We start from the raw sequence: 23,851 nt of genomic DNA on the forward strand, positions 1-23,851 counted from the left end.
CTACCTCCTCTGTTTTCAGAAGTCATACGTCCTTTTTGCATAAAAGTATAATATAACCACTGAGTTATTAAATTTCATATAAATAGATGAATGTATAAATGAAATTCAATCTATTATTTGTCGCTATAATACACTATATTGATAAATTTGTCAAATTTTCTAGTGACAATCGTTACAATTTGTATACATATCCAGAGTATGTACACAAATTGTAACATTTATATTTTGAAATTTATGTCTAATTGAGGATATAGAGTTAAATAATATATCTAATTTTTCAAAGGCATTTTAAGCAAATCACAAACCTATTTACATTTCTATTTTAGTAAATAAGGCTAAAGTGTTCTCTTTTATCTGTAGAAGCAGTTCTTCAAACTCAATATTTCGTAATCTACAGATTTCTTCAGCTACATATCTTACATAAGCTGGATTGTTGACCTTGCCTCTATAGGGCGCAGGAGTTAGATAAGGACTATCTGTCTCTATTAATATTCGGTCTAAGGGGACTTTTTCCGCTACTTCTGGCAGTTTATGAGCATTCTTAAAGGTAATAGGACCCGATATGGATAAATAAAAACCTAAATCTAAGTATCTCTTAGCCATTTCCCAGCTTCCACTATAGCTGTGAAGTACTCCCGCCAATCCTTCTTTATTTCTTTCTAATATGTCAAAGGTATCTTGATGGGCTTCTCTACTATGAATAATTATAGGGAGCTTTTGTCTTTTCGCTATATCGATTTGCTTTTCATAGATTTCCTGCTGGATTTCTCTAGGCGAAAAATCATAATGATAATCTAAGCCAATTTCTCCAATAGCCACTACTTTAGGATGAGTGCTTAGCTTTTCTATCTCCTTTAAATCCTCTTCACTAGCATGACGTGCCTCATGGGGGTGATACCCCACTGCCGCAAATATAAAATTCCACGATTCTGCCAATTGGATTCCCTTTCTAGATGTATCTAAATCTACTGCAGGATTTATTAAAATCTCCATCCTATTATTTTGTAAACCCTCAATGATTTCGGAGCGATTTTCTTCGTACTTTTCATCTATCAAATGAGCATGTGTATCAATTAACATAATTACCTCCTATAAAATCAGCCACCAAAGGTGGCTGATGTAGTTCTACGTTTTAAGTTGTAAGTTCTAAGTAAAACCTTTAGTCACTACGTGCGCTTTGCGCACAATTGAGAATTGGGGATTTAAAATTATTAAAAACTCAATTAATATATAGTATATTCTCAATAGTTAGCAAGTAGGGATCCTTCGGCTAAAGCCTCAGGATGACATATGCAGTAGCTAGGGTCAAAACATTGTACCTACGACACTTAAATACCCAAGATTAGCTACCCCCGTCATCCTGAGCGCAAGCGAAGGATCTTATGCCTTTACCCAAACTCGCTCAAATCGAGTATTGCCTTTCCCGTCCAACGAACCAACCATCCAACCAATAGCATTCTAACTAAAAAGTTTCAGCTTTCAACCCTCCGCTAGATCAGCTTACCGTATTTCCTGCTTCCATATCTCCATCTATCGTAACTAAATTTAATTCCTTTTTATTCGCTGCAGCTAAGACCATACCTTGAGATTCTACGCCTCTAAGTTTTACTGGTTTTAAATTGCAAACTACTACTACTTTCTTTCCTACTAATTGATCTGGACTATAATATTTTGCAATTCCCGACACAATTTGTCTTGTCTCATGCCCTATCTTAATCTGTAAAACCAAAAGCTTATCTGCATCTGGATGAGCTTTGGCTTCTATGATTTCACCAGTTTTAAGCTGTACTTTTGCAAAATCATCGATGGTGATTTCCTCTATCTCAGGATTTTTTTCTTTTCCTTTGTTCTTTTCTTTCTTTTTTTCAACTTGCTTTTCTTCTTTTTTCTCTTCTTCTTTTATATCAATTCTTGGGAAAAGTTGTTGACCTTTTTTGACTTTTGTTTCTTCTGGGTAAAGGCCAAATTCACTTAAACTATCCCATGTAGCAAGATCTTTATTAACATTGATTTGCTCTAGGAGTTTCTCGGATGTATGAGGCATAAATGGAATAATCATGATGCCAACCATTCTAAGGATTTCACTTAAATTGTAAAGGACTTGTGCAAGTCTTGGTGCCTTTTCTGGATCTTTACCTAGAATCCAAGGTGTCGTCTCATCAATGTATTTATTTGCTCTAGAGACAAGTTTCCATATACTAGTTAAAGCATTGCTAAACTCTAATTTGTCCATATACTTTTCAACTTCTTTTGAAGTCTTTAGGGCCAATTGGGAGATTTCTTTATCTAAGTCATCTCCCTCCCTTGTAGAAGGTATTACCCCATCAAAATATTTTTCCGTCATACTTACTGTACGACTTAACAAATTACCCAAATCATTTGCTAAATCGGAATTCGTACGACTAATCAAAGATTCTTCATTATAGCTCCCATCAGATCCAAATGGCATTTCTCGAAGGACATAATATCTCAGCGCATCTACACCGTATTTTTCAACTAATTGCACAGGGTCAATGACATTCCCCTTAGATTTAGACATTTTCCCACCCTTGAGCAATATCCAGCCATGTCCAAAAACTTGTTTAGGTAGTGGTAAATCAAGAGCCATAAGCATAATAGGCCAGTAAATCGTGTGAAATCTCAGTATATCTTTACCGATAAGCTGAACATCAGCAGGCCAGTATTTTTCCATTAACTGAGGTCTTGAGTTTAGATATCCTAAAGCTGTAATATAATTAGATAAAGCATCAATCCACACGTATACTACGTGACCTGGAGCAAATTCCACAGGGATTCCCCAATCAAATGTAGTACGTGAAACGCATAAATCCTGTAGACCTGGTCTTAAAAAATTATTAAGCATCTCGTTTTTTCGAGACTCTGGTTGAATAAATTCTGGATGACTTTCGATGTATTCAATAAGGCGACCAGCATATTTTGACATTTTAAAGAAATATGCTTCTTCTCTCTCTTGGCTCACGTCTCTACCGCAATCAGGACATTTACCATCTTCTAATTGAGACTCTGTCCAAAAGGATTCACAAGGCGTACAATACCATCCTTCATAATAGGATTTATATATATCTCCTTGATCATATAGTCTTTTGAATATTTTCTGTACAGATTCTATATGATAAGGATCTGTTGTTCGGATAAAGTGATTATAATCAATATTCATCACTTCCCATAATTTTTTAATATCAGCTACAATAGGGTCTACATATTCTTTAGGTGTAATCCCACTTTCTTCAGCCCTTTGCTGAATCTTTTGACCGTGTTCATCCGTTCCCGTCAAAAAGAACACATCATACCCCATTAACTTCTTATACCTACTCATAGCATCAGCCGCTACTGTAGTATAAGTGTGCCCTATGTGAAGCTTGTCACTTGGATAATAAATTGGCGTGGTAATATAAAAGTTTTTGCTCATTGTTAATCTCCTCTACTTGCTATTAATTTATTTTTGTTTTTGTAGTTAAGCTCATTAATTTCGATAGAAAGTGGATTGCTGAAAGCTGAATGCGGAAAGCGGAACTCAATACAAAATCTTCAATGAACAATGAAAAACGAACGTTGAACATTGAACAGTACAAATATGCGACGCTTGTTACTCTTCTAAATTGTTCATTATTCATTGTTCCATATTCATTGCGACGCAAGTCGCATATTTGCTGACCACCTTACAGCTGACCACCTGACCACCTGCTTTTATAAAAAAAATCTCCCATCCTACAAAGGACGAAAGATTTGCTTTCGTGGTACCACCTTATTTTACAAATACATTGCTGTATTTGCCTCAATTGTGCATTCACATGACTTAACGCTGCCGGCGGTATGGGCTTAAAATTGGTAAAATATTCTCACCCAAACAGTTCAGGGGCCATCTTCTATTATTCATCGATTATCAGCTTTCACCTAACCTGACTCTCTTTGTATCGATTCCTAATATACTCTTCCCATCATTACTTTTATACAATATATCTCTATTCTATACCAAATCCTATCTTTCATTCAAGTAGATTGTATTATTTATTCATATCATGCAATTTTTTTATGAATAGCCTTACTAAAAGGCTTTTATTCTTGCCTTAATGCTTCTAATACACTAATCTTTGCTGCACGATTGGCTGGATACAATCCAGCTAGTATTCCAACGACAACGGAAAAGATAATTGCAAACAGAGCAAGGCCTGGTGAGATATAAGCAATGCTTATGGTTTCTGTCGTTCCTGCCTGGGCACTTATGGCTATTCCTGCAATAAGATTAATAAGATTTGCGACAAGATAACTTATTATAAGCCCAGCTACTCCGCCCATAAGTCCAATGAAAGAAGCCTCATACAAAAATTGAGTTCTTATATCATTAACGGATGCGCCAATAACCTTATTTACGCCGATTTCTTTTGTCCTTTCGTAAATAGACATAATCATAGTATTCGTGATTCCAATTGCTGCTACAAGTAAGGCAATGCTTCCTACACCACCTAAGAATATTTGCAAATACTTGAATACAGAGCCAATGGATTCTAGCATATCCTTAGTAGAATAAGCCATGTAGCCCATTTCGTTAATCTCCTTACTCAGACTATCTACAACCTCTGTATCCTCTGCTATTACTCGAATAGAAGAGTAACCTTGGGTTTCTATAATTTGGCTACTACCCGTCATTTTTATAAGCGCCTCTATATCCATAATAGCTGAATAATCTTCGGTGCCACCAGAAGCTGTTAAAATACCTGAGATTTTTGTTCTGTTCTTATTTTCTACCATTTCTGTAGGACTCTGTTCTGACTGAAAATCAAGACTTTCCTCTGCGTCTTCATCTTGAGCTATTTCGTCTGCCTTAACTTCTTCCTCTTCTAGAGATTCTTGTATCATATTCATGGTAATGATTGTAGCAGGTTTTCGTACCATATTTTTATCACCAATAGTCTTTTCGATCTCTTCTAATAATGCACTACCTATTAAAATCTCATTATTTCGAGGGAATCTTCCATCCTCTAATTTATATCCTAAATCATCAGCTTGATGCATATCTACTCCAACGAGCTGTATGCCAATTCGATCCCTGCCTACACTTAGCTCCCCACTTGTCATATACAGGGGTGTGACTGCTTTTACACCATCTAATTTTTCTAAATCTGCTACATCTTTTTTCTTTAATTCCTTTATCTGATTTTCACCAGAAGTACCTGCCATATCGTAAGGGGGATATACTTCAATACTGGTCATATTAATTTCTTCAAGCTCACCAGTGACGCTTCTCTCAAGACCTACACCTAATGAAATCATAATGACAATTCCAGCAGTCCCAATCATGATTCCAACCATAGTGAGGATTGTTCGCAGTTTTCTCCTCCACAAACTCATCCAAGCTAATTTTACGATATCTTTATCAAACATGCCTCTCATCTAAGATAAACCAAATATTCCTTTTATAAATTTTACAAACCCATTGTCTTGAGAATCGGCACCTTCTGTACTATTTCCATCTTCATTAGAAAGTACATTATAAGTAATTTCTTTTTCTACAGTTGTCAATTTATTGAGGCTATTGTAATATTTTACACCAACTTTAACAGTATGCTTACCAGGTTCCTGTCCTATAATAGTAAAGCCATAGTTATCATAATCTCCACTATTAAAGTTTCCTAAGTATTCCATTGGCGTATCGGTATCTTTTCCTTGGACAGAAACGCTAATCCCCTTTACCTCTGCAACACCATTGTTAACGATTTGTACTTCTGCCTCTAATGGTTCGCCAATCAAAAGATCTCCAAGATCTTCATTTGCCAATACTTGTACACTATCTTTTTCTGTTACTAAAAGGCCAATGGTCTGTATTTCTTCATAAGCTGTTCCATTAGAATCCATATAGGTGATTTTTACTATAATATTGTAATTTCCTGGAACCACTTTAGGCGATACGAACATATTATATGTAATTTCTGCGGTTTTCCCCGCTTTTACCATATCTATATACTGAATATTGCTTTGGTTTAAGGGTGAAAAATTGCCTAAGTTTTCTTGCCCTTGTTCGTTATTTAAAGACACTTCTACTTTTCGTCCATGGAATTCGCCATAATTCTTTAGGTTTAAAGTGATTTTGAAGGTACTTCCAGGCGTAATAGCCTCTTGGTCTACGCTATATGTAGTGATCGCTACATTTGGGCTCTTAGGCGCTGCGCTGACCACCCCACAAGAAAGCATCATCGCTATTATGAATAGTACTGTGGTGATTTTTTTCTTCATTTTAATTCCTCTCATCCTTACATATTTTTCCGTCTTGAATCCAAATCCTTCTCTGACATTGATTCGCTACATTACTATCGTGGGTCACGATAATAAAGGTAATTTGATGAATTCGGTTCATTTCTTTAATGAGCTCTAGTATTTCCTTACCTGTCTTTGAATCTAAGTTCCCCGTAGGCTCATCGCATAAGATAATCTTTGGCTTATTGACAATTGCTCTAGCTACACTTACCCTTTGCTGCTGTCCACCAGAAAGCTGTCCTGGTTTGTGATCTTTGCGGTCTTTTAGCCCCACTAAGTCTAGTGCCTCACTTGCCATTTTCTCTCGGTCTTTATTTGGTATTCTAGAAAAGATAAGGGGCATAGTGACATTTTCGAGGGCAGTTAATGTAGAATTTAAATTAAAAGACTGAAAGATAAAGCCAATATGATCTCTTCGAAAGAAGCACATTTGATCTTCCGTATAATGCGTCACATTGGTATTGTAAATAAAAACTTCCCCTTCTGTAGGCTTAGTAAGTCCCCCCACTACATTGAGCAAGGTAGACTTACCAGATCCAGAGGGACCTACAAGAGCCGTAAGCTCCTTAGCGTAGATATCTAAATTAATATGAGATAAGGCTCGAACAATAGAATCCCCCATTTTAAAGTGCTGGGATACATCCTTTAGCTGAATTATTTCTTCCATTTAATCACCTGTTCTCTAGTATTGTAGAGAGGCAACTGCATTATTGAGAGAAAAGCTTCCTACTGCAAAAATCACTCCAATAACGAATAAGACGATGAAAATTGTGGCACTTTTTTTCTTAGACATATTAAATAGTACAGCTGTTCCCGTAATGAGCAAAAATAATTGCCATAAAGTAAATAGATTGACTGATTTTGTTATGGTATTGAATAAACTCAACTCAAGGTTTGCAGGAAAAAAGCTCTTTATGAAGGCCTGTAATTTAATAGGATAGGAAGCCAATAACACAACAATCATCATATGATTGAATTTACCTTCTCCCTTGAAGATCTTAGCGATGATTATGTAATAGATAAAAGCCCCTACATAGTAACCGATTAAACTCGTGATAATCGCTGCAAGCACAATAGCAATAGGTGACGTCATAAATCCTAAAACATTATTAAATAATTCTGCTTCAGCTCCAGTTAAAGAATCCGTTGCCCCATCAAGCACTTGCTTGTTCACATTGATACTAATTAATCCTGAAACTACTGTAATAACAATAAGTGCAATTAAGTGAAACAAGTACTTTGGGTTTTCCCTATACTTTTCAAAGAATGCGGATGGTTTAATAATATACCGTTTCATTCTTTCAAAAATACTTTGTTTTTCTTCGATGTTATCTTGCTTTTCTTCGATGATACCTTGATTTTCTTCCATTGACACAACACTCCTTTTTATATAACTTTTTATATATGCATATCAAATACAATTTCTATTATATAATAAAAGATATAGTATTTGTTTCCATTTAAACACTTTTTTCTATTTATAAAAGTATTTATATTATAAATAAAAAACATTTATGCATGATTATCAAAACCAGTACTTCTTTTTCTGAAATCTACAGAATATCTTCTCTCCTTTGATATTTTCACCTGCAAAGCTTTGGTTGGCTCTAGTATAAGTAAAGCCCCAGTGAAATCCTTATAGAAATCATCCATCCCTATCCGTAGGAGATCCTGTGCAGGATCTGCTACGGATAGGGATGGATCTTGCGATTTCTCACTTTTTAGTATAGCTAAATATTATAAAGAAACAAGGGAGATGTGGCATTTGACACTATTTTTTGAAAAAGACGCTATTACTGGACTCTGACAGCAGCCCCTTTTAATGAGCTTATTCTTGGTTTTCTTTATTGAAATGTATAGATTTAGTTAAATGCCAAATATAGTATTATAGCAGTTATGCACATTCCTACAAAAAGTGCAAGTTTTATCATTAAAATTCTCATTCTATATTCATCCGTATTTTTATTCTCAACGTTCTTACCTATATCCTTTAATCCCCAAATAAACATAGATAACGCTAGAATAATGCAAAGTATATTAATACTTAATGCCGTATTACTATTTGAAATAAATAGTTTGCTTTTTCCTCCTATCCAAAGTAAAAAAATCCAATAATATCTTTTATAAAATAAGTATATTGATTGCTTTTTAATATCATGAAATATTTTCCATTTCTTATTATTCGTATTGTTACTTTAAAAATAATATAATTTCTTAGGCAATTCAACAGAATATCAGTAATCGTCAATCAAAAAATTTTAACAAACGGATTCTTTCATTACCAAGCCCTATTTAGAGCCTTGTGCATCGGATAGCATGCCACCGCACAATCTATTACATCATGTTGTTTTACAAATATGTATTTCATGCTGTCACTCCATCTTATCTAACGAATATAGTATTTTTTCTCTATACCCACGATTTGTTACTTTTAGTATAACTAACTACTACTTAAAAACAAGGTGCATGTGGCATTTGGTCGTTTTGACGTGGCATTTTGACACTTTTTTTGAAAAAGGAGCTGTCACTGAATTTTGACAACAGCCCCTTTTAATGAGTTTATTCTTGGTTTTCTTTATTGAATAGATAATATGTTGTTACGACCTGGCTAAGAATAGCAATTGTTATGGGAATACCATCTGGTAAGGATCTTTCAAACATGCCATTTAAAATTATTAGAATAATTAAGATACTGAAACCTACTGATGCAGAAATTAATGCATATTTAAAATATATTTGTCTCATAATTTCCTTCATCTCCCTCATTCAAATACCTAGTTTATAATATGATATCTCAAACTACTCTTTTTCACTGGACAATATTATACTTTCTATTAACTGTCGTAATTTTATAGCTGCTGTAATTACTACTGCAAAAGTAATATACCTTATTAATCCTGTAGTAATATATCCAGAAGTCGCTATATCTACGAAACTAAATACAGCCATTACGATTAAGAATGAAAGGATAGGACTTATAGCTGATGGTACTTTCTTGTTTGATATTAAATGACACATAGCTAACTATTTCCTTTCTTTAAATACATGTTTTTTTAAACCTATTAAACTATGCTTTTATAATATATAATTTGAGTAATATAATATTTAGCCTTATTATAAAATTCTAATTCTGCTAATTTGTTTTCATTAGATAAGTTTAGCCTTTGAAATTTTAAACTATGTGTCATCTCCCTTAATTATTTTAATATTAAGTACTTATTACTTAGCACTATATTTTTTATAATTGACATACACTATAAACATAACCAGCAAATAATATGAATATAGCATAAATACCTCATATAAATTATCAGCTACTACTGCGATAATAATAATAGTTGGCCAAATTGCAGTTCCCCAAATTTTTGTAGTTAATTTATTGCTATGAGTTCCCTCTGAAATCTCAGATGATGTATTTATATTCTTATTGTGATTTAAGAATAGGCTCATACAAATGTTAAATATGAGTAGTACACATATTGCAATAATTATACTCTGCATACTGTGTTATGCCCTCCCTGCTTGAATACCTGTAGGTATTTGTTGTAACTTTGCCACCATTTAAACACATCATCTCCTCTTTATTAATCACGACAAATTTACTTGGCATCACCAATGCACCATCATAACACATTTCTATTTTCTTTCCTCTAAATCATTTGTATTTTCTCGTTTAACATAAAGACACAATTAATTTATTCTTTAAATAATCTTTGAAATCCTAAATACGGAATAATAAAATTTATTACCCACAAAAAAACGATATCATAAATTGTTCCTTTCATCTTTATTAGAATAAGTGATGTTAAAATCAAAGTATTTATAAGTATAGATGTTATTATTGAACGTTTTATATCTGTTGTGCTACTCACTTCATATTTCTGTTTTTTAGACCCGAAATACGTTAATAATAAGAGAACCAACATAATTAATAAAAGTAATAAGTATTCCATATAATGTATGCTCCTTCAATCTTTTCATTTGCAGCTGCAAGTCAACCAATCTCCCTACGGGATCCATAAAATATCCGGATAGTGTCATAAATGCCATAAACGTCCCTAAGGTAATTTCATTGTCGATGACCTGCATGACGCCAAAGTAGGTGAGGACAAAATTCCCAACGGTCTGTATCAGACCTGATATGGAGCCTTGTGCATTGGAGAGCATTCCTTCTTTTAGAGAAATTCGAAGAGATTTGATATACTCTCTTTCGATATTTTCAAGTTCTGTTTCTTCATTGGCATTTCCCTTGATAGTTTCTACAGCTCTTAGTCCCTCGATAATTTGAGAATTGAGTACGGAAGCTTGCTCCATCTGTTCTTCGTTAATTTTTTTATAAGGTTGTTTGAATATAAAGACCAAACCGATGCTTACGATCGTCAAAAATAATATGATGACAAACAAGGTAGGATTCATGCGAAATAAAATCACGCCAGTAATCAATGCCATGGCAATATCCATAATCAGAGTCAGTGCAATATTGGTAAAGATGTCCTTAATGGTAAAGGCATCGCTAAATCTGGTAATAATATCGCCCGTTTTTCTTGCTGCAAAGAAATTCATAGGTAGTTTGTAAATATGCTCAAAATACCCCAGTAATAATGGAATATCAATCTTTTGAGACAGATAAAGCATCATCCACTGGCGGATGTATCCGATTATAATTTGGGTGATGGAAATCACTGTAAACACAATCAAAACCGCCAATAGCATATTTTTTAATTTGTAAGGCAGTATCTCATCCATCAATATCTTGTTAAATAAAGATGATACAATACCAATTATCGTTAGTATAATTGAGGCTAGAATAGAATAAATGAAGAGTTTCTTTTGAGGGAGCAAGAGTTTCACAAATCTGGAGAATATCTTTTCTCCTTTGACTTTTCCGCCTACAAATTCTTGGTTGGGCTTTAGTATGAGTAGGGTTCCAGTGAAATCCTTATAGAACTCATCAATCTCTATCCTGAGGAAATCCTTTGCAGGATCTCCTAGTATTACGTGGGTTTTTGTTATTTTAAATATGACTACAAAATGACTGAGACCTTCTTTAGTAATAACATTTGCAATACAGGGCAATGTAAATTTACTTAAGAACCCCTCCTTATCCACCCTCACTGCTTGGGAAGAAAATCCTAGCTCATCAGCACATTTACTCAAACCGATAAGATTTGTACCTTTTAAATCAGTCCCCATCATATCTCTAAGTTTCGTTATTGTAGTTTCTTTTTTATAATACAGACACACCATTGCCAAACATGCTGCCGCACAATCTGTCGTATCATGTTGTTTTACAAATATGTATTTCATGCTGTCACTCCATTTTATCTAACAATATTGTATTGTTCGCGCTATATTCATAATTTCTTTCTAGTATAACTAAATATTGTTAAAAAACAAGGGGGATGTGGCATTTGGTCGTTTTGACGTGGTATTTTTACAGTTTTTACAGTTTTTTCAAAAAAGGTACATCCACGAGAGATATACCTTTTTATAGGGGGAGGTTATTTTGTTAATCTTTTAAGATGAATTTTATAGAATGATGATAGTAAAACCTTTGTATTTATCTACTACCTTTGGCATTATTTTCAATAGTTGTCATAATATAAAAGAAAACAGCTGTTTTAATTTATTCTTTCATCATGTTTGTAATAATCATCATTGTTAACATGATGTGTATATAAAAGAATCCAAGTGAAAAAGTATATATTTGCTTATTCAAATAATCCTCTAATACTTGAATTTCAGTACCAAATGAAAGTAATGCTAAAAAATAAAAGCAATATGGAACCAATAATAAACCAACTAATTTTTGTTTTTTCCGTTTAAATAGAGTCCAAGTGACAATCATTAGTAAAGTTGCAAGAATCATTACTAATAATAAACCTATTTTATACATCCCTTACCCCCCTCCTATTCAAGTTAAATACTACGGTATTAGCACTGTATATATTTTTATTACATAATTCTCTATGCATTTATTTCAATATCCAATAACCTTTTAACTTATTCTGCCCGCTGAGAGCTAACTGACTTAAAGGTGACAATCCAATCGTAAATCTCTGGTGTGCACATTATGAGTGAAATATTATCATTGACCCTGTCTAAGAGGCAAAGAATATAGCCCTCTTTTTCATTATCCTCTATCTTCCACATTGTTGTGTTCTCATATAATGTAGTACATTCTCCGTATTCTATTGAGAGATCTTTTACTAATTTATTATAGATCTGTGCCGACTCTTTTTCCTTAGGAATAAAAATAATACTCGAATGTATTAACTCTCCATCCCTGTCGAATGTATAACTTGTTTCTCCACTTAAGCTATTGTATTTTATATCCTTATATACGATGTAATCCTCTTCTGATATTTGCGGATCTTTTAAGCCTTTATTTCGTTCCATAATTTCGTTTCGTGACATACCTATGTGTATATCTTCAAAATATGACATTTCTTTTTGACAAGATGTCATACTAAATAGAAGTACAATACATAAAAAAATAAGTATTTGCTTACTAATACTTACACTTTTATTCATTAATCCATCTCCTTAAGTCGTTCGTTGTTCTATAGTACCACTTACTATTTTCAGTATAATAAACTATCACTAAAATACAAGAGGCATGTGGTATTTAGCCTTTTTAACGTGGTGTTTTGACTCTTTTATGGAAAAAAAAGTATATCCAAAAAAGGATATACTTTTTACTGATGAGTTTATTTTAGATTTTTTAAGGTAATCTTTATTTTAAATTCATCATCTGTGATGGTAATATTCTTATCCCCTTCATATTTATCTACAACAATTTGGATGTTTTTCAGACCAACACCATGATATAAAGTATCTTTTTTTGTAGTTTGCAATTGATTGGCTTTGTACTTTATCTCTTTAGGATTTAACGTGTTAATGCAATCTATATAAAAGTAGTTTCTTTTGCTCCCTAAAGACAGCTCTATTCTTTTTTCTTGTGTCGCTACTTGCTCACAAGATTCAATAGCATTGTCTAGTATATTTCCCAACAGTATAGTAAGGTCTATATCTTCTATCAAGATTTCACCTTGCAAATCAATCTTTGTTATAAAAATAATTTCGTTCTTTTCTGCAAGCATGGTTTTTACGTATAAAACGGATGCTATCACTGGGTGGCTTATATTAAGCAGATTGTTAATCGATTCTATAGGCTCTGCGATCTTTTCAATGTATTGTATGGCTTTTTCGTTTTCTCTACATTGAATATAGGCACTAATTGCAAATAAATGATTTGATATATCATGTTTGATTGCCCTGACACTATCTACTGTCACTGCTATTTCTTGATTGTATTTGTATTCTGCTTCCTTTTGTTGCAATAGTAGCCTTAATTTTATTTGATTCTCTGATTCCTTTATAAGTTCCTCGTAAATATTTACAGATAAAAAGCAAATAGTTGCACAGCTTAGTAGCAATAAATAGATGTGATCATTGATTTCTATAGGATTTGTTTTATAGATATTCAAGACAAGAAATAAAATAAAATTTATTATCAAAACAAACCCAACTATCTTTATAATCATTGACTTATTTGTTAATACAGATATAGGATGTAGTTTATTCTTTTTTCTATGAGTAAGATACGTGATGACTAATAACAATATTATTTTTGAAATGACAATGGCCTCAAGACTTATGAAACTAATTTCTATAATTTCTGTCATAGATATGTCAAATTTGCTGATAAATAGAAGTATCACTATAATCTCAATGGCCATATTTAGAAGTAAAAAAGTGCCAAGGGTCACAAGCTTTTCTTGAATTGTATTAAGATATGAAAAATAAATGAGAATAAATATACCTATATGAAAGATAGGCGTTCCCACTGTGCCAATTTGCCTAAGTAAAAAGCCCATTAAAGCAATGATGCCAGCATATAATGGGCTAAATTCGTACCTATATTTTGATGTGAGCTGTGCTTTTATATACTTCATAAGAATTATGGCTTCCATGAGGAAAAGAAGAAAACTCATAATTTCTTCTGAGATAATCATAACATTGTTTACCTCCTTAATAAATCTAAAAAAATATCCTTAATTGCCTTAATATAAGGTCTACTTACCGAAAGGGTATATTTGTCATTAAGGATTACTATCTTATTATTTTTAAATTCAGTGATTTTGTCTTTATGTATTATAATGCTCTGATGACATTGTACAAAAGGGCCTTCATTTAGCATCTCTTTTAATTCTCGTAGTGTAAGATAGGGTGCGTATTCCTGTTCTTCACAGATAATGCGGACCTTATTTTTATACTTTTCAAAATAAATAATATCTTTGTAAAATACTTTTGTGTATCTCTCTCCCTCCTGTATGTTAATAAACTCCTGTTCCTCTCTATTTATTTTGCTTAATATACGATGGCACTTGCGCAAAAGCACCCTTAGTTTATCTTTTTTGGCAGGCTTTAACATATACTGAAAAGCATCTGCCTCAAATGCTTTTAGTGCATACTTATCATGAGCAGTTACAAAAATAATGAGAACTTCTTCATTTACCTCTTTTATTCTCTTTCCTGTTTCTATTCCGTTAATCTCAGGCATATCTACATCTAGAAATATTAGATCGTATCTTTCAGGATGTTTTTGGATTTGATTTAATAATTTCATAGGATTTTCATAGGATTCTATTAGAACTTGTATTTGCTCTTCTTGGCAAATTTCGTGTATATATTTTTTTAAAACACTTCGTATAATCTCTTCATCATCGCATATAGCCAATCGATATGTCATAATAAATTCCCCCTGTGCCTACTTTTCGGTCATTTTAGATCTCTATGCCTCTATCAATACACAAATATTTTATTATATGTATTTTATTCTAATTTAGGTCAATCATTTTGTCAATCATTTCCAATACACCTGCGCGATTTTTAGCTATCAGAGTTTAGAGTCAAGACCCATCAATCAAAACTTCTATCTTTACATATAAAGATAAATTAAATAGTAGCTAAGCAGAAAAAGTAGGACTTTCCTATTGTGTTACGACTGCTCTTTTATTAAAATATAAAAAGCTATGTAAACAATATATAACTAATTACAATAGATGCAACCATCCCCGATAAATCTGCGAGCAATGAAGCTTTTAGTGTGTATTTGTGTTTTCTTACACCTATCGAACCTAAATACAATGCAATGACATAAAAGGTCGTTTCTGTAGAACCCATCATAGTAGACGCCATCTTGCCTACTAGACTATCTGGATGATTGTTAATTAGGATATCCGATAAAATTGCTGTGCTACCGGAACCAGATATTGACCTCATTATGGCAAGGGGCAGGATTTCCTCTGGGATTTGGAGTGTATTTAATACAGGAGATAATAGGGAAATAATAAAATCTAATAATCCCGAACTTCGAAAGATCCCTATGGCAATTAACATAGTTATGAGATTAGGAAATACGGATAATGCCGTATTGATGCTCTCTTTCGTCCCTTCAGCAAAGACATCGTACATATTTACTTTTTTCTTTTTACCATAGAGAAGAATTAATAATATAATGATGGGTATTAAAGCATCAGATATGTAATCAAGCATATGCTTTATTCCTTTCCCTCTTATCACTCCTTCTTCGTAGAGTTAGCGCTACTATTACCCCAATTATTGTAGATATCGTAGTAGCTATTAGACTAGATATTATAATTGATGTGGGCTCCATAGACCCTAATGATGCTCTTAAGGCAATAACTGTAGTGGGTATCAATTGTATGGAAGAAGTATTGACGACTAAAAACATACACATAGCATCTGTAGCTACTTCTTTATCTTTATTGAGCTCCTGTAATTCCTTCATAGCTTTTAATCCAAAGGGAGTTGCAGCATTTCCTAAACCAAGCATATTTGCTGAAAAATTCAGGGCGATAGAGCCTAATGCTGGATGATCCTTAGGCACTTCGGGAAAAAGCCTTTTTATAATGGGATACATCATACTAGATAGAACTTGAATTAAACCAGATTTTTTTACAATCTCCATTAATCCTAACCACAAAGCCCATACTCCTATAAAGGTAATACACATCTCTACTGTTTGAACAGATGATGCAATGACGCCTTCCGTTATTTGCTTAACGTTCCCGTTGAAAAGCCCATATATTATACTTACAACAATCATATAAAACCATATACTATTGATCATATAAACACCTACCTCTTAGTAAATGTATCGATTATTTCACTCAATATGACACTTTTTTTTGCAAATCCATAATGTAATTCCCTTTTACTTTATTATATAGCATTGAATTGTCATATTTTATCTGATATAATTGTTCAGTACAATGTCGAAATTTGTATAAAGAGGGGAGAATTTGCTGAAGATGAAGTCTACAGGTATCGTCAGAAAAGTTGATGAGTTGGGGCGGATCGTTATTCCTATTGAATTAAGAAGAACACTAGATATTGATATCAAGGATTCTTTGGAAATTTATGTTGATGGGAATTTTGTTTTATTAAAAAAATATGAGCCTGCATGTATCTTCTGCGGGAACGCAAAAGATATTACAAACTTTAAAAGTAAGAACATTTGTCCAGATTGCTTGGAGCAATTACAAAAATAAGAACTTCTTCGGAAGTTCTTTATTTTTGTGAAGTAAGCTGCTCGCAATCGCAGTAGACACAAGATGGGCATTCAATGGCTTGCCAATTTGGATGCTGCGCTCATGTCTACGTAATGGTTGCAATCAGCCATTAGGCAACTACAGTGTAACCACGATGGCTACCTATAGATGCTAAGATTTTATTTACTATTTACAGTTTATTAAATTGTATTTATATTCATTTATATTATATTCGATATCTAATCTTCATTGAAGGTTTTTCATTATATTTTAATGTCTTTACCTCGCTCAAAGGAGAGTCTTCCGCTTTCCACATTCAGCTTTCAGCTAGTTACTTCTTCATAAGTTGCTCGTAAATCTCTCTCTTTGGTAATTCTCTGTCTTTTGCTATTAGCTTTATGGCTTCTTTTCGATCTATTCCTTTGTTTATATAAAACTCAAAATGTTCTTCTAAGCTTATGTTTTCCCAGTTATGTTCTTCGATTTCAGGAATATGACCTTCTACCACAAGAACAAATTCTCCTCTCGGTTCTTTTTGTCGAAAATGCTCTATTCCCCGGGAAATATGTCCGTGAATTACTTCTTGATGGAGCTTCGTCAATTCCCTTGCAATCGATATTTTTCTATCACCTAAGTGTTCTTGAAGATCTTCTAATGTTTCTAACAATTTATGGGGCGCTTCATAAAGAATCAAAGTGCATTCTAAAAAGCGAAGTTTTGCTAATTCTTCTCTGCGTATTTTCTTGTTTGTAGATAAGAATCCCTTAAAGTAAAAGCTAGTAGTATCTAGGCCAGACAATACAAGAGCGCTAATCGATGCACTTGCGCCAGGGACAATCTCTACGGTAATATTTCTCTCAATACAGGCTTGCACCATCGTTACACCTGGATCCGAGATCCCAGGCATGCCTGCATCGGATACAATGGCAATATTTTTTCCTTCTTGTATTAATTGGCATAAGTATTCGGATCTCATTTTTTCATTGTGTTGATGATAACTAATCATTTTTGACTTTATATTATAATGATTTAATAATTTAATGGTATTTCGTGTATCTTCACAAGCAATCATATCTACTTCCTTCAAAATTCGAACCGCACGATAGCTTATATCTTCTAAATTTCCTATTGGCGTAGCTACAAGATAGCATTTTCCATTTTCAGACATTTTTTTCCTCCTTTCTAAGGTGGTCAGGTGGTCAGGTGGTCAAGTATGCGACTTACGTCGCAGTAAACAATGAACATGGAACAATGAATAATGAATAATTTGGAAGAGTAATAAAAGTCGCATATTTGTACTGTTCAATGTTCAGTATTCATTGTTCATTGAAAGTTTTATACTCTTTTAATTCTAAATTTCCAATTATAAATTGTTCATTACGCAAAGTCATTTTCCGTCCGAGCAAGCTCATCTCATACAACAACAAGCAACCCCATAGGTTGCTTGTTTTCTTAGACCATTATATCACTTATTTTCTTTTCATCAATAAAAACAATTTTGATTAAAGTTAGTACTTCAATACTTATTAGCGTATTTAATTGTAATTAAACTATTGTTGTTTTATTATTTCTCTTGCCACATAAACGCCATTTGCTGAGGCTTGCATTAGGCCTCTTGTAATACCTGCGCCATCGCCTAATACATACATATTTTTTATATTTGTTTCAAAAGAATCATCTACTTTAACTTGGTTAGAGTAAAATTTGACTTCTACGCCGTATAAAAGAGTTTCATCACTAGTAAGGCCTGGGCTTACATGATCTAGAGCAATGAGCATCTCATCAATATCTTTTAATATGCGATAAGGCAATACCAAACATAAATCTCCTGGCACTGCATCCTTTAGAGTAGGTTGAATGTTATTTCGGTATAATCGCTCTACTGTAGTCCTTCTACCACGTCTAAAATCTCCATATCTTTGAACGATAATCTTATTTCCTGAAAGCATATTTCCTAGTCCAGCAATATGTTTACCATATGCTATAGGTGAATTAAAGGGCTCTGTAAATCCCTTTGAAACCAATAATGCAAAATTTGTATTATTAGTTTTTAATTCATCTGCTTTATAACTGTGACCATTAACTACAGCCAAATTATTATCATAAATCTCTGTAGCAACTACACCGCCAGGATTTGAACAAAATGTCCTTACCTTATCATCAAATGTAGGTGTATAGTAAACCAGTTTACCTTCATATAAAGATTCATTAATTTCTTCCATGACTTCATTTCTACACTCTACTCGTACGCCAATGTCGACCTTTCCGACTACAGTATCTACTCCATATCTTTTGCAGACATCGCTAAACCATTCAGAACCATCTCTGCCTACACCTATTACAACTTTATCTGCATAGTAATTATCATCTGCTTGTACACCTATTATTTTTTGGTCTTCGATGATAAACTCTTTTACTGGATTTCTAAATTTAATTGTAACGCCTTTATCAATTAAGGCCTTTTGTAAGTTTCCGTATATTGTATATCCTACTTCTGTACCCATATGTCTTACTGGACACTCAATAAGCTTTAAATTGCTTTTGATGGCTTTTTTACGTATATTTTCAATTTCTTGTTGCTTATCTACACCATATACTTTATGATCTGCACCAAACTCTAAATAAATATCATCACAATATTTAATTAATTCTTCTGTTTGTTCATACCCTATATATGATGGAAGTTCTCCACCTACATCTGGAGAAAGAGATAATTTTCCATCAGAATAAGCACCTGCTCCTGCAAAACCTGTAGTTATATTACAAGGTTTACAGCCAATGCATACATTTGTCTTTCTCTTAGGGCAGATTCTCTTTTCGATTGAATTACCTTTTTCAAACATAAGCACCTTTAAGTTTTCGTTTTGGCTCATTAGCTCCATAGCACAAAAGATTCCAGCAGGACCTGCACCAACGATAATCACATCGTATCTATTATTCATATATCTTACACTCTCTTTCCTCATAATCATACATTTGAATATTATCAGAAAAGTCAAGCAATTGCAATATGTTTTTGCGAACATTTATTAATATATTTCACCAAACATTCGTCTTTCTTACTATAGTTTTTCATCAGTGAGGAATATTTCTATTTCATATTTTCTATACTAAAACCAGCATCTTAATATAATATTTACAGTTTATATTCATAATTCCCTGCACAAAAAAAGCACCTTAGGTGCTATTTTTGTACATATCCGCACTCTTCACTAGGGCAATAAACCTTTTTGCGATTTCCATAGCCTTTTTGGAGCAATATCCCTTGACATTTCGGACATTTCTCAGGTATAGGGCGATCCCATGAGGTATATTCGCACTCAGGATAATTACTACATCCGTAAAAGGTTCTTCCTTTTTTCGTCCTTCTTACGACTAGTTCTCCCTCTTTACAATCTGGACACTTGACGCCTAGTTCTTCTAAGAATGACTTTGTATTTCTACAATCTGGAAATCCTGGGCAAGCTAAAAACTTGCCATACCTTCCCGTTTTAATGACCATCAGCCTTCCGCATTTATCACACTCTACATCGGAAACAGGGTCTTCTATTTTTCTTTCTTCCATGACTTCTTCTGCATATTTTAAATCTTTTTCAAAGTTGCTATAGAAATCTCCAATAATATCCTGCCATTGAACATTTTGATCGGCAATCTCATCTAATGAAGCTTCCATACCCACTGTAAATTCTACATCTACAATATCTTTAAAATAGGTCTCCATAAGCTCTGTTACTATAAATCCTAGCTCTGTAGGGTGAAGCTTCTTGTCCTCAACTTCTACATAACCTCGATTTAATATGGTCTGTATGGTTGGAGAGTAGGTACTAGGCCTTCCTATTCCCTTCTCTTCTAATATTTTTACTAGAGATGCTTCCGTAAATCTAGCGGGCGGAGAAGTAAATTTCTGCTCTTTATTGATATCTTTTAATCCTACAACTTCTTTTTCTAAAAGATGAGGAATTTTGTTTTTTTCTTCCTCTGAATTGTCTTGTCCATCATAGCCGTAAATCCTCATAAATCCTTGAAATACGAGTTTAGAGCCAGTTGATCTAAAATTGTAATCTCCACAATCTATGTTAACACTTAAAGTATCGTACTGGGCATTGGCCATTTGACTTCCTACAAAACGATCCCAAATTAATTTGTATAGCCTGTATTGATCTCGCTTTAAGGAATCTTTTACCTTTATAGGCTCTAGTTCCATAGTAGTAGGTCGGATGGCTTCATGAGCGTCCTGTATATTTTTCCCTTTTTTCTTAGTCTTGTTTTCATCACCTACGTATTCTTTTCCATATTGGCTAAATATGTAGTCTCTACAATTGTTTTTGGCCTCATCGGATATTCGAATAGAATCCGTTCTCATATAGGTTATTAATCCAACATTGCCATAGCCTTCAATATTCAAACCTTCGTAGAGCTGTTGGGCTAAGCTCATGGTTTTTTTAGTCGAAAAACTCAATTTCTTAAAAGCTTCTTGTTGCAATGTGCTCGTAGTAAAAGGCAATGGTGATTTACGAGTTCTCTTTCCTTCCTTGACCTTAGAAACAATAAATGGCTCTGTTAGTTCGGCAATAATTTTCTCAACTTCCTCTGAGCTTTTTATTTCGTGTTTTTTCTGATTTATTCCATAGAACTTTGCATCGAACTCTTCTTTTTCTTTGATTAATTTTAAGTCAAGTAACCAATATTCCTCACTTTCAAAGTCCATGATTTCTTTTTCTCGATCAACTATGATCCTCGTAGTAACAGATTGAACTCTACCTGCACTAAGGCCTTTTCTTATTTTCTTCCAGAGTAAAGGACTTATGCTATAGCCTACTAATCGATCTAGAACTCTTCTAGCTTGTTGCGAATTTACTAGATTCATATCAATTTTTCTTTTATGTTCAATGGCTTTTGTTATGGCATCTTTTGTAATCTCGTGAAATTCAATTCGATCTACTTTCGTTTCATCAAGCTTGAGATATTTAGCAATATGATAGGATATAGCTTCCCCTTCCCTATCAGGGTCAGTTGCTAATAAGATGGTCTTTGCCGTATTTGCTTCCTTTTTTATCTTTTTAAGAATATCACCTTTACCTCTTATAGTAACATAAGAAGGCTCAAAATTATTTTCTATATCAATACCTAGCTTACTCTTTGGAAGGTCCCTAACATGTCCCATTGTTGCTTCCACATTATAATTTCTAGGTAAATACTTCTTTATGGTTTTTGCTTTTGCAGGTGATTCTACAATCACTAGCGTCTTCGAAGCTGCCAATTTGTCACCCCCATATATTAACAGTTGTAAATTATAACAGATTCATATATTTAATTCAAGATTTATTGTTGACTAGCTCAGTATTATGTTTGTGTAAAATTATAAATTCATATAGAACATCAGTTTATTTTACATGAGTTCAAGTAAAAATATAGAAAATTTCCCTGTATGTAAAAAGACTTTTGGTTCTACCAAAAGTCTCATACTTTCGCGTAAATATATTCTCTTACTCAAATTAATACTTCCCCATTTTTTTCGTCCTTATACACAAATTCTTAAAAGTCTAATAAGTATATATCTAAGATCCTCCATCGCAAGCTAATAGGAAAATCTTGCTACCTCGCCTACAGGTGAGTAAAGGTTTTGCTTACCACCTTACTACCTTAATGCGCATAATCGTAGTCAGCAAATTGAGTATATTCTTCTAACCAAGCCATATCAATGGTTCGAGTAGCACCATTTCTTTGTTTCGCTATATTAACTTCTGCTAATCTTCTTTCTGCTGGATCTTTTGAATAGTAATAATTTCTAAACAAGAGCATCACTACATCCGCATCTTGCTCGATTGCACCGGATTCTCTTAAATCAGAAAGAATCGGTTTGTGATCTGCTCTAGCATCCGGAGCTCTACTGAGCTGAGATAGTGCTACTACTGGACAGTCCATCTCTCTGGCTAAAGCCTTTAGAGAACGAGAAATTTCAGATATTTCTTGTTGTCTACTCTCGCTTTTTTTGCTACCTTCCATCAATTGAAGATAATCGATCATAATAAGATCTAAGCCGTACTCAATTTTTAACCGCCTACACTTAGAGCGCATCTCCATTATACCTACTCCTGCAGTATCATCGATAAATATTTTGCTTTTTGATAAATTAGAGCTGGCATAAGCTAGTTTTTCCCAATCTTTTTCATCTAAATTCCCCGTTCGGAGCTTCTGACTATCTATATGAGCTTCACTACACAAAAGACGTTGAGTTAATAGTTCCTTAGACATTTCTAGACTAAATAGGGCCACAGATTTTCCACCCTTTACTGCTGCATTTTGAGCAATATTCAAAGCAAAGGCCGTCTTCCCCATAGAAGGTCTAGCGGCAATCAAGATAAGATCCGATCTTTGCAAACCTGCTGTAATATTGTCTATATCACGAAACCCCGTTGATACTCCTGTAATATTACTGCTGTTTTTTTGAACTTCTTCAATTTTTTCTAAAGTAGAAACTAAGGCCTGTTGAATGTGAATAAAGTCACCTGTGGACTTTCTTTGAGAAATATCAAAAATCCTCTTTTCAGCAGTTTCTAATATCTGTTCGGGCTCCTTAGAAGGTTCATAACATTCATTCATTAAATCTGTTGATGCATTAATAAGTTCTCTAAGGAGAGCCTTTTCTTGGACAATATTGCAGTAGTATTTTATATTTGTATAAGAAGGTACTAAACCAACTAATTCCGTTAGATAACTACTTCCGCCTACTCTCTCTAGAGTATTTGAATCCTTTAATTTACTGGATAAAGTAATTAAATCTACAGGCTTATTCTCTTTAAACAATTCTACGATAGCTGAAAAAATCTGTTGATGCTGAGGATTATAAAATTCCTTAGAATCTTGAATAATCTCTGTAGCCGTCAATATGGCGTCCTTACTTAAGAGCATGGACCCAAGAACAGACTGTTCAGCTTCTATATTATACGGTGGAACTTTCGCTTTTAAGTCCATGATACTTCCTCCCTTTTTAACTA

Annotated in this window: 21 protein-coding genes and 1 other annotated feature; of the genes, 1 reads left to right on the forward strand and 20 read right to left on the reverse strand. The window is 33.6% G+C overall.

Annotated features, from left to right (window positions below; genetic code table 11):
* Positions 1–309 precede the first annotated feature (309 nt).
* The 16 genes from DES36_RS09680 to DES36_RS09755 all read right to left on the reverse strand — a co-directional run bounded on the left by DES36_RS09680 (position 310) and on the right by DES36_RS09755 (position 16,408).
* Entirely contained in the window at positions 310–1,080 is a 771-nt protein-coding gene (locus DES36_RS09680) for a TatD family hydrolase (RefSeq protein WP_113921003.1), read from the reverse strand.
* Positions 1,081–1,495: 415 nt separating this feature from the next.
* A complete protein-coding gene (gene metG, locus DES36_RS09685; RefSeq protein WP_113921004.1) occupies positions 1,496–3,430 on the reverse strand; it encodes a methionine--tRNA ligase in 1,935 nt (644 codons plus the stop codon).
* 301 nt (positions 3,431–3,731) lie between these two features.
* Positions 3,732–3,972 (reverse strand) — a binding site (T-box leader).
* A gap of 105 nt (positions 3,973–4,077) precedes the next feature.
* The gene (locus DES36_RS09690; protein ID WP_170128259.1) at positions 4,078–5,403 is read right to left on the reverse strand and encodes an ABC transporter permease; all 1,326 of its coding nucleotides are present in this window, start codon (positions 5,401–5,403) and stop codon (positions 4,078–4,080) included.
* Between the two features lie 9 nt (positions 5,404–5,412).
* Positions 5,413–6,252, reverse strand: coding sequence for a COG1361 family protein (locus DES36_RS09695; RefSeq protein ID WP_113921006.1), 840 nt, complete (start codon positions 6,250–6,252; stop codon positions 5,413–5,415).
* A gap of 1 nt (position 6,253) precedes the next feature.
* A complete protein-coding gene (locus tag DES36_RS09700; protein ID WP_113921007.1) occupies positions 6,254–6,940 on the reverse strand; it encodes an ABC transporter ATP-binding protein in 687 nt (228 codons plus the stop codon).
* 15 nt (positions 6,941–6,955) lie between these two features.
* Positions 6,956–7,642 (reverse strand): Yip1 family protein, encoded by a 687-nt coding sequence (locus DES36_RS09705; protein WP_113921008.1) that lies wholly within the window; start codon positions 7,640–7,642, stop codon positions 6,956–6,958.
* A gap of 1,190 nt (positions 7,643–8,832) precedes the next feature.
* Positions 8,833–9,018, reverse strand: a complete 186-nt coding sequence (locus DES36_RS09710; protein WP_146953632.1) for a hypothetical protein — start codon at positions 9,016–9,018, stop codon at positions 8,833–8,835.
* Between the two features lie 54 nt (positions 9,019–9,072).
* A complete protein-coding gene (locus DES36_RS09715) occupies positions 9,073–9,291 on the reverse strand; it encodes a hypothetical protein (protein ID WP_113921010.1) in 219 nt (72 codons plus the stop codon).
* A gap of 201 nt (positions 9,292–9,492) precedes the next feature.
* Positions 9,493–9,774, reverse strand: coding sequence for a hypothetical protein (locus DES36_RS09720; protein ID WP_113921011.1), 282 nt, complete (start codon positions 9,772–9,774; stop codon positions 9,493–9,495).
* 387 nt (positions 9,775–10,161) lie between these two features.
* The gene (locus DES36_RS09725; RefSeq protein WP_113921012.1) at positions 10,162–11,580 is read right to left on the reverse strand and encodes a peptidase domain-containing ABC transporter; all 1,419 of its coding nucleotides are present in this window, start codon (positions 11,578–11,580) and stop codon (positions 10,162–10,164) included.
* Positions 11,581–11,899: 319 nt separating this feature from the next.
* Positions 11,900–12,169: a hypothetical protein gene (locus tag DES36_RS09730; protein WP_113921013.1), complete on the reverse strand. Its 270-nt coding sequence runs from the start codon at positions 12,167–12,169 to the stop codon at positions 11,900–11,902.
* Between the two features lie 107 nt (positions 12,170–12,276).
* Positions 12,277–12,807 carry a hypothetical protein gene (locus DES36_RS09735; RefSeq protein WP_113921014.1) on the reverse strand — a complete coding sequence of 177 codons (531 nt, stop codon included), beginning with the start codon at positions 12,805–12,807 and terminating at the stop codon, positions 12,277–12,279.
* A 176-nt stretch (positions 12,808–12,983) separates the two neighbouring features.
* Positions 12,984–14,291, reverse strand: coding sequence for a sensor histidine kinase (locus tag DES36_RS09740; RefSeq protein ID WP_113921015.1), 1,308 nt, complete (start codon positions 14,289–14,291; stop codon positions 12,984–12,986).
* A gap of 8 nt (positions 14,292–14,299) precedes the next feature.
* Positions 14,300–15,028 (reverse strand): LytR/AlgR family response regulator transcription factor, encoded by a 729-nt coding sequence (locus tag DES36_RS09745; protein ID WP_113921016.1) that lies wholly within the window; start codon positions 15,026–15,028, stop codon positions 14,300–14,302.
* A gap of 281 nt (positions 15,029–15,309) precedes the next feature.
* Positions 15,310–15,834 carry a spore maturation protein gene (locus DES36_RS09750; RefSeq protein WP_113921017.1) on the reverse strand — a complete coding sequence of 175 codons (525 nt, stop codon included), beginning with the start codon at positions 15,832–15,834 and terminating at the stop codon, positions 15,310–15,312.
* On the reverse strand, positions 15,827–16,408 hold the full coding sequence (locus tag DES36_RS09755) for a nucleoside recognition domain-containing protein (RefSeq protein WP_242981749.1): 582 nt from the start codon (positions 16,406–16,408) through the stop codon (positions 15,827–15,829). Before DES36_RS09755 ends, DES36_RS09750 begins: the two co-directional genes overlap by 8 nt.
* 205 nt (positions 16,409–16,613) lie before the next feature.
* Between DES36_RS09755 and DES36_RS09760 the strand changes: the two genes are divergently transcribed.
* On the forward strand, positions 16,614–16,853 hold the full coding sequence (locus DES36_RS09760) for an AbrB/MazE/SpoVT family DNA-binding domain-containing protein (RefSeq protein ID WP_113921064.1): 240 nt from the start codon (positions 16,614–16,616) through the stop codon (positions 16,851–16,853).
* A gap of 331 nt (positions 16,854–17,184) precedes the next feature.
* On the opposite strand, the gene rsmI is transcribed toward DES36_RS09760, so the two are convergent.
* The 4 genes from rsmI to dnaB form a co-directional block, all read right to left on the reverse strand.
* A complete protein-coding gene (gene rsmI / locus DES36_RS09765; protein WP_113921019.1) occupies positions 17,185–18,021 on the reverse strand; it encodes a 16S rRNA (cytidine(1402)-2'-O)-methyltransferase in 837 nt (278 codons plus the stop codon).
* Between the two features lie 382 nt (positions 18,022–18,403).
* On the reverse strand, positions 18,404–19,795 hold the full coding sequence (locus DES36_RS09770; RefSeq protein WP_113921020.1) for an NAD(P)/FAD-dependent oxidoreductase: 1,392 nt from the start codon (positions 19,793–19,795) through the stop codon (positions 18,404–18,406).
* Between the two features lie 242 nt (positions 19,796–20,037).
* The gene (gene topA / locus DES36_RS09775; protein WP_113921021.1) at positions 20,038–22,113 is read right to left on the reverse strand and encodes a type I DNA topoisomerase; all 2,076 of its coding nucleotides are present in this window, start codon (positions 22,111–22,113) and stop codon (positions 20,038–20,040) included.
* 383 nt (positions 22,114–22,496) lie between these two features.
* Entirely contained in the window at positions 22,497–23,828 is a 1,332-nt protein-coding gene (gene dnaB, locus DES36_RS09780) for a replicative DNA helicase (RefSeq protein ID WP_113921022.1), read from the reverse strand.
* Between the last annotated feature and the right edge of the window lie 23 nt (positions 23,829–23,851).

The organism is Alkalibaculum bacchi (genome assembly GCF_003317055.1).
In the GTDB taxonomy this organism is placed as follows: Bacteria; Bacillota; Clostridia; order Eubacteriales; family Alkalibacteraceae; genus Alkalibaculum; species Alkalibaculum bacchi.

Coding starts and splice junctions, on each gene's coding strand:
- DES36_RS09720 (WP_113921011.1), bottom strand. CDS start 9,774: ATGCAGAGTATAATTATTGCAATATGTGTACTACTCATATTTAACATT.
- DES36_RS09715 (WP_113921010.1), bottom strand. CDS start 9,291: ATGTGTCATTTAATATCAAACAAGAAAGTACCATCAGCTATAAGTCCT.
- DES36_RS09705 (WP_113921008.1), bottom strand. CDS start 7,642: ATGGAAGAAAATCAAGGTATCATCGAAGAAAAGCAAGATAACATCGAA.
- DES36_RS09695 (WP_113921006.1), bottom strand. CDS start 6,252: ATGAAGAAAAAAATCACCACAGTACTATTCATAATAGCGATGATGCTT.
- DES36_RS09690 (WP_170128259.1), bottom strand. CDS start 5,403: ATGTTTGATAAAGATATCGTAAAATTAGCTTGGATGAGTTTGTGGAGG.
- rsmI (WP_113921019.1), bottom strand. CDS start 18,021: ATGTCTGAAAATGGAAAATGCTATCTTGTAGCTACGCCAATAGGAAAT.
- metG (WP_113921004.1), bottom strand. CDS start 3,430: ATGAGCAAAAACTTTTATATTACCACGCCAATTTATTATCCAAGTGAC.
- DES36_RS09700 (WP_113921007.1), bottom strand. CDS start 6,940: ATGGAAGAAATAATTCAGCTAAAGGATGTATCCCAGCACTTTAAAATG.
- DES36_RS09740 (WP_113921015.1), bottom strand. CDS start 14,291: ATGATTATCTCAGAAGAAATTATGAGTTTTCTTCTTTTCCTCATGGAA.
- DES36_RS09750 (WP_113921017.1), bottom strand. CDS start 15,834: ATGCTTGATTACATATCTGATGCTTTAATACCCATCATTATATTATTA.
- dnaB (WP_113921022.1), bottom strand. CDS start 23,828: ATGGACTTAAAAGCGAAAGTTCCACCGTATAATATAGAAGCTGAACAG.
- DES36_RS09725 (WP_113921012.1), bottom strand. CDS start 11,580: ATGAAATACATATTTGTAAAACAACATGATACGACAGATTGTGCGGCA.
- DES36_RS09770 (WP_113921020.1), bottom strand. CDS start 19,795: ATGAATAATAGATACGATGTGATTATCGTTGGTGCAGGTCCTGCTGGA.
- DES36_RS09755 (WP_242981749.1), bottom strand. CDS start 16,408: ATGATTGTTGTAAGTATAATATATGGGCTTTTCAACGGGAACGTTAAG.
- DES36_RS09730 (WP_113921013.1), bottom strand. CDS start 12,169: ATGTATAAAATAGGTTTATTATTAGTAATGATTCTTGCAACTTTACTA.
- DES36_RS09735 (WP_113921014.1), bottom strand. CDS start 12,807: ATGAATAAAAGTGTAAGTATTAGTAAGCAAATACTTATTTTTTTATGT.
- DES36_RS09760 (WP_113921064.1), top strand. CDS start 16,614: ATGAAGTCTACAGGTATCGTCAGAAAAGTTGATGAGTTGGGGCGGATC.
- DES36_RS09710 (WP_146953632.1), bottom strand. CDS start 9,018: ATGAGACAAATATATTTTAAATATGCATTAATTTCTGCATCAGTAGGT.
- DES36_RS09745 (WP_113921016.1), bottom strand. CDS start 15,028: ATGACATATCGATTGGCTATATGCGATGATGAAGAGATTATACGAAGT.
- DES36_RS09680 (WP_113921003.1), bottom strand. CDS start 1,080: ATGTTAATTGATACACATGCTCATTTGATAGATGAAAAGTACGAAGAA.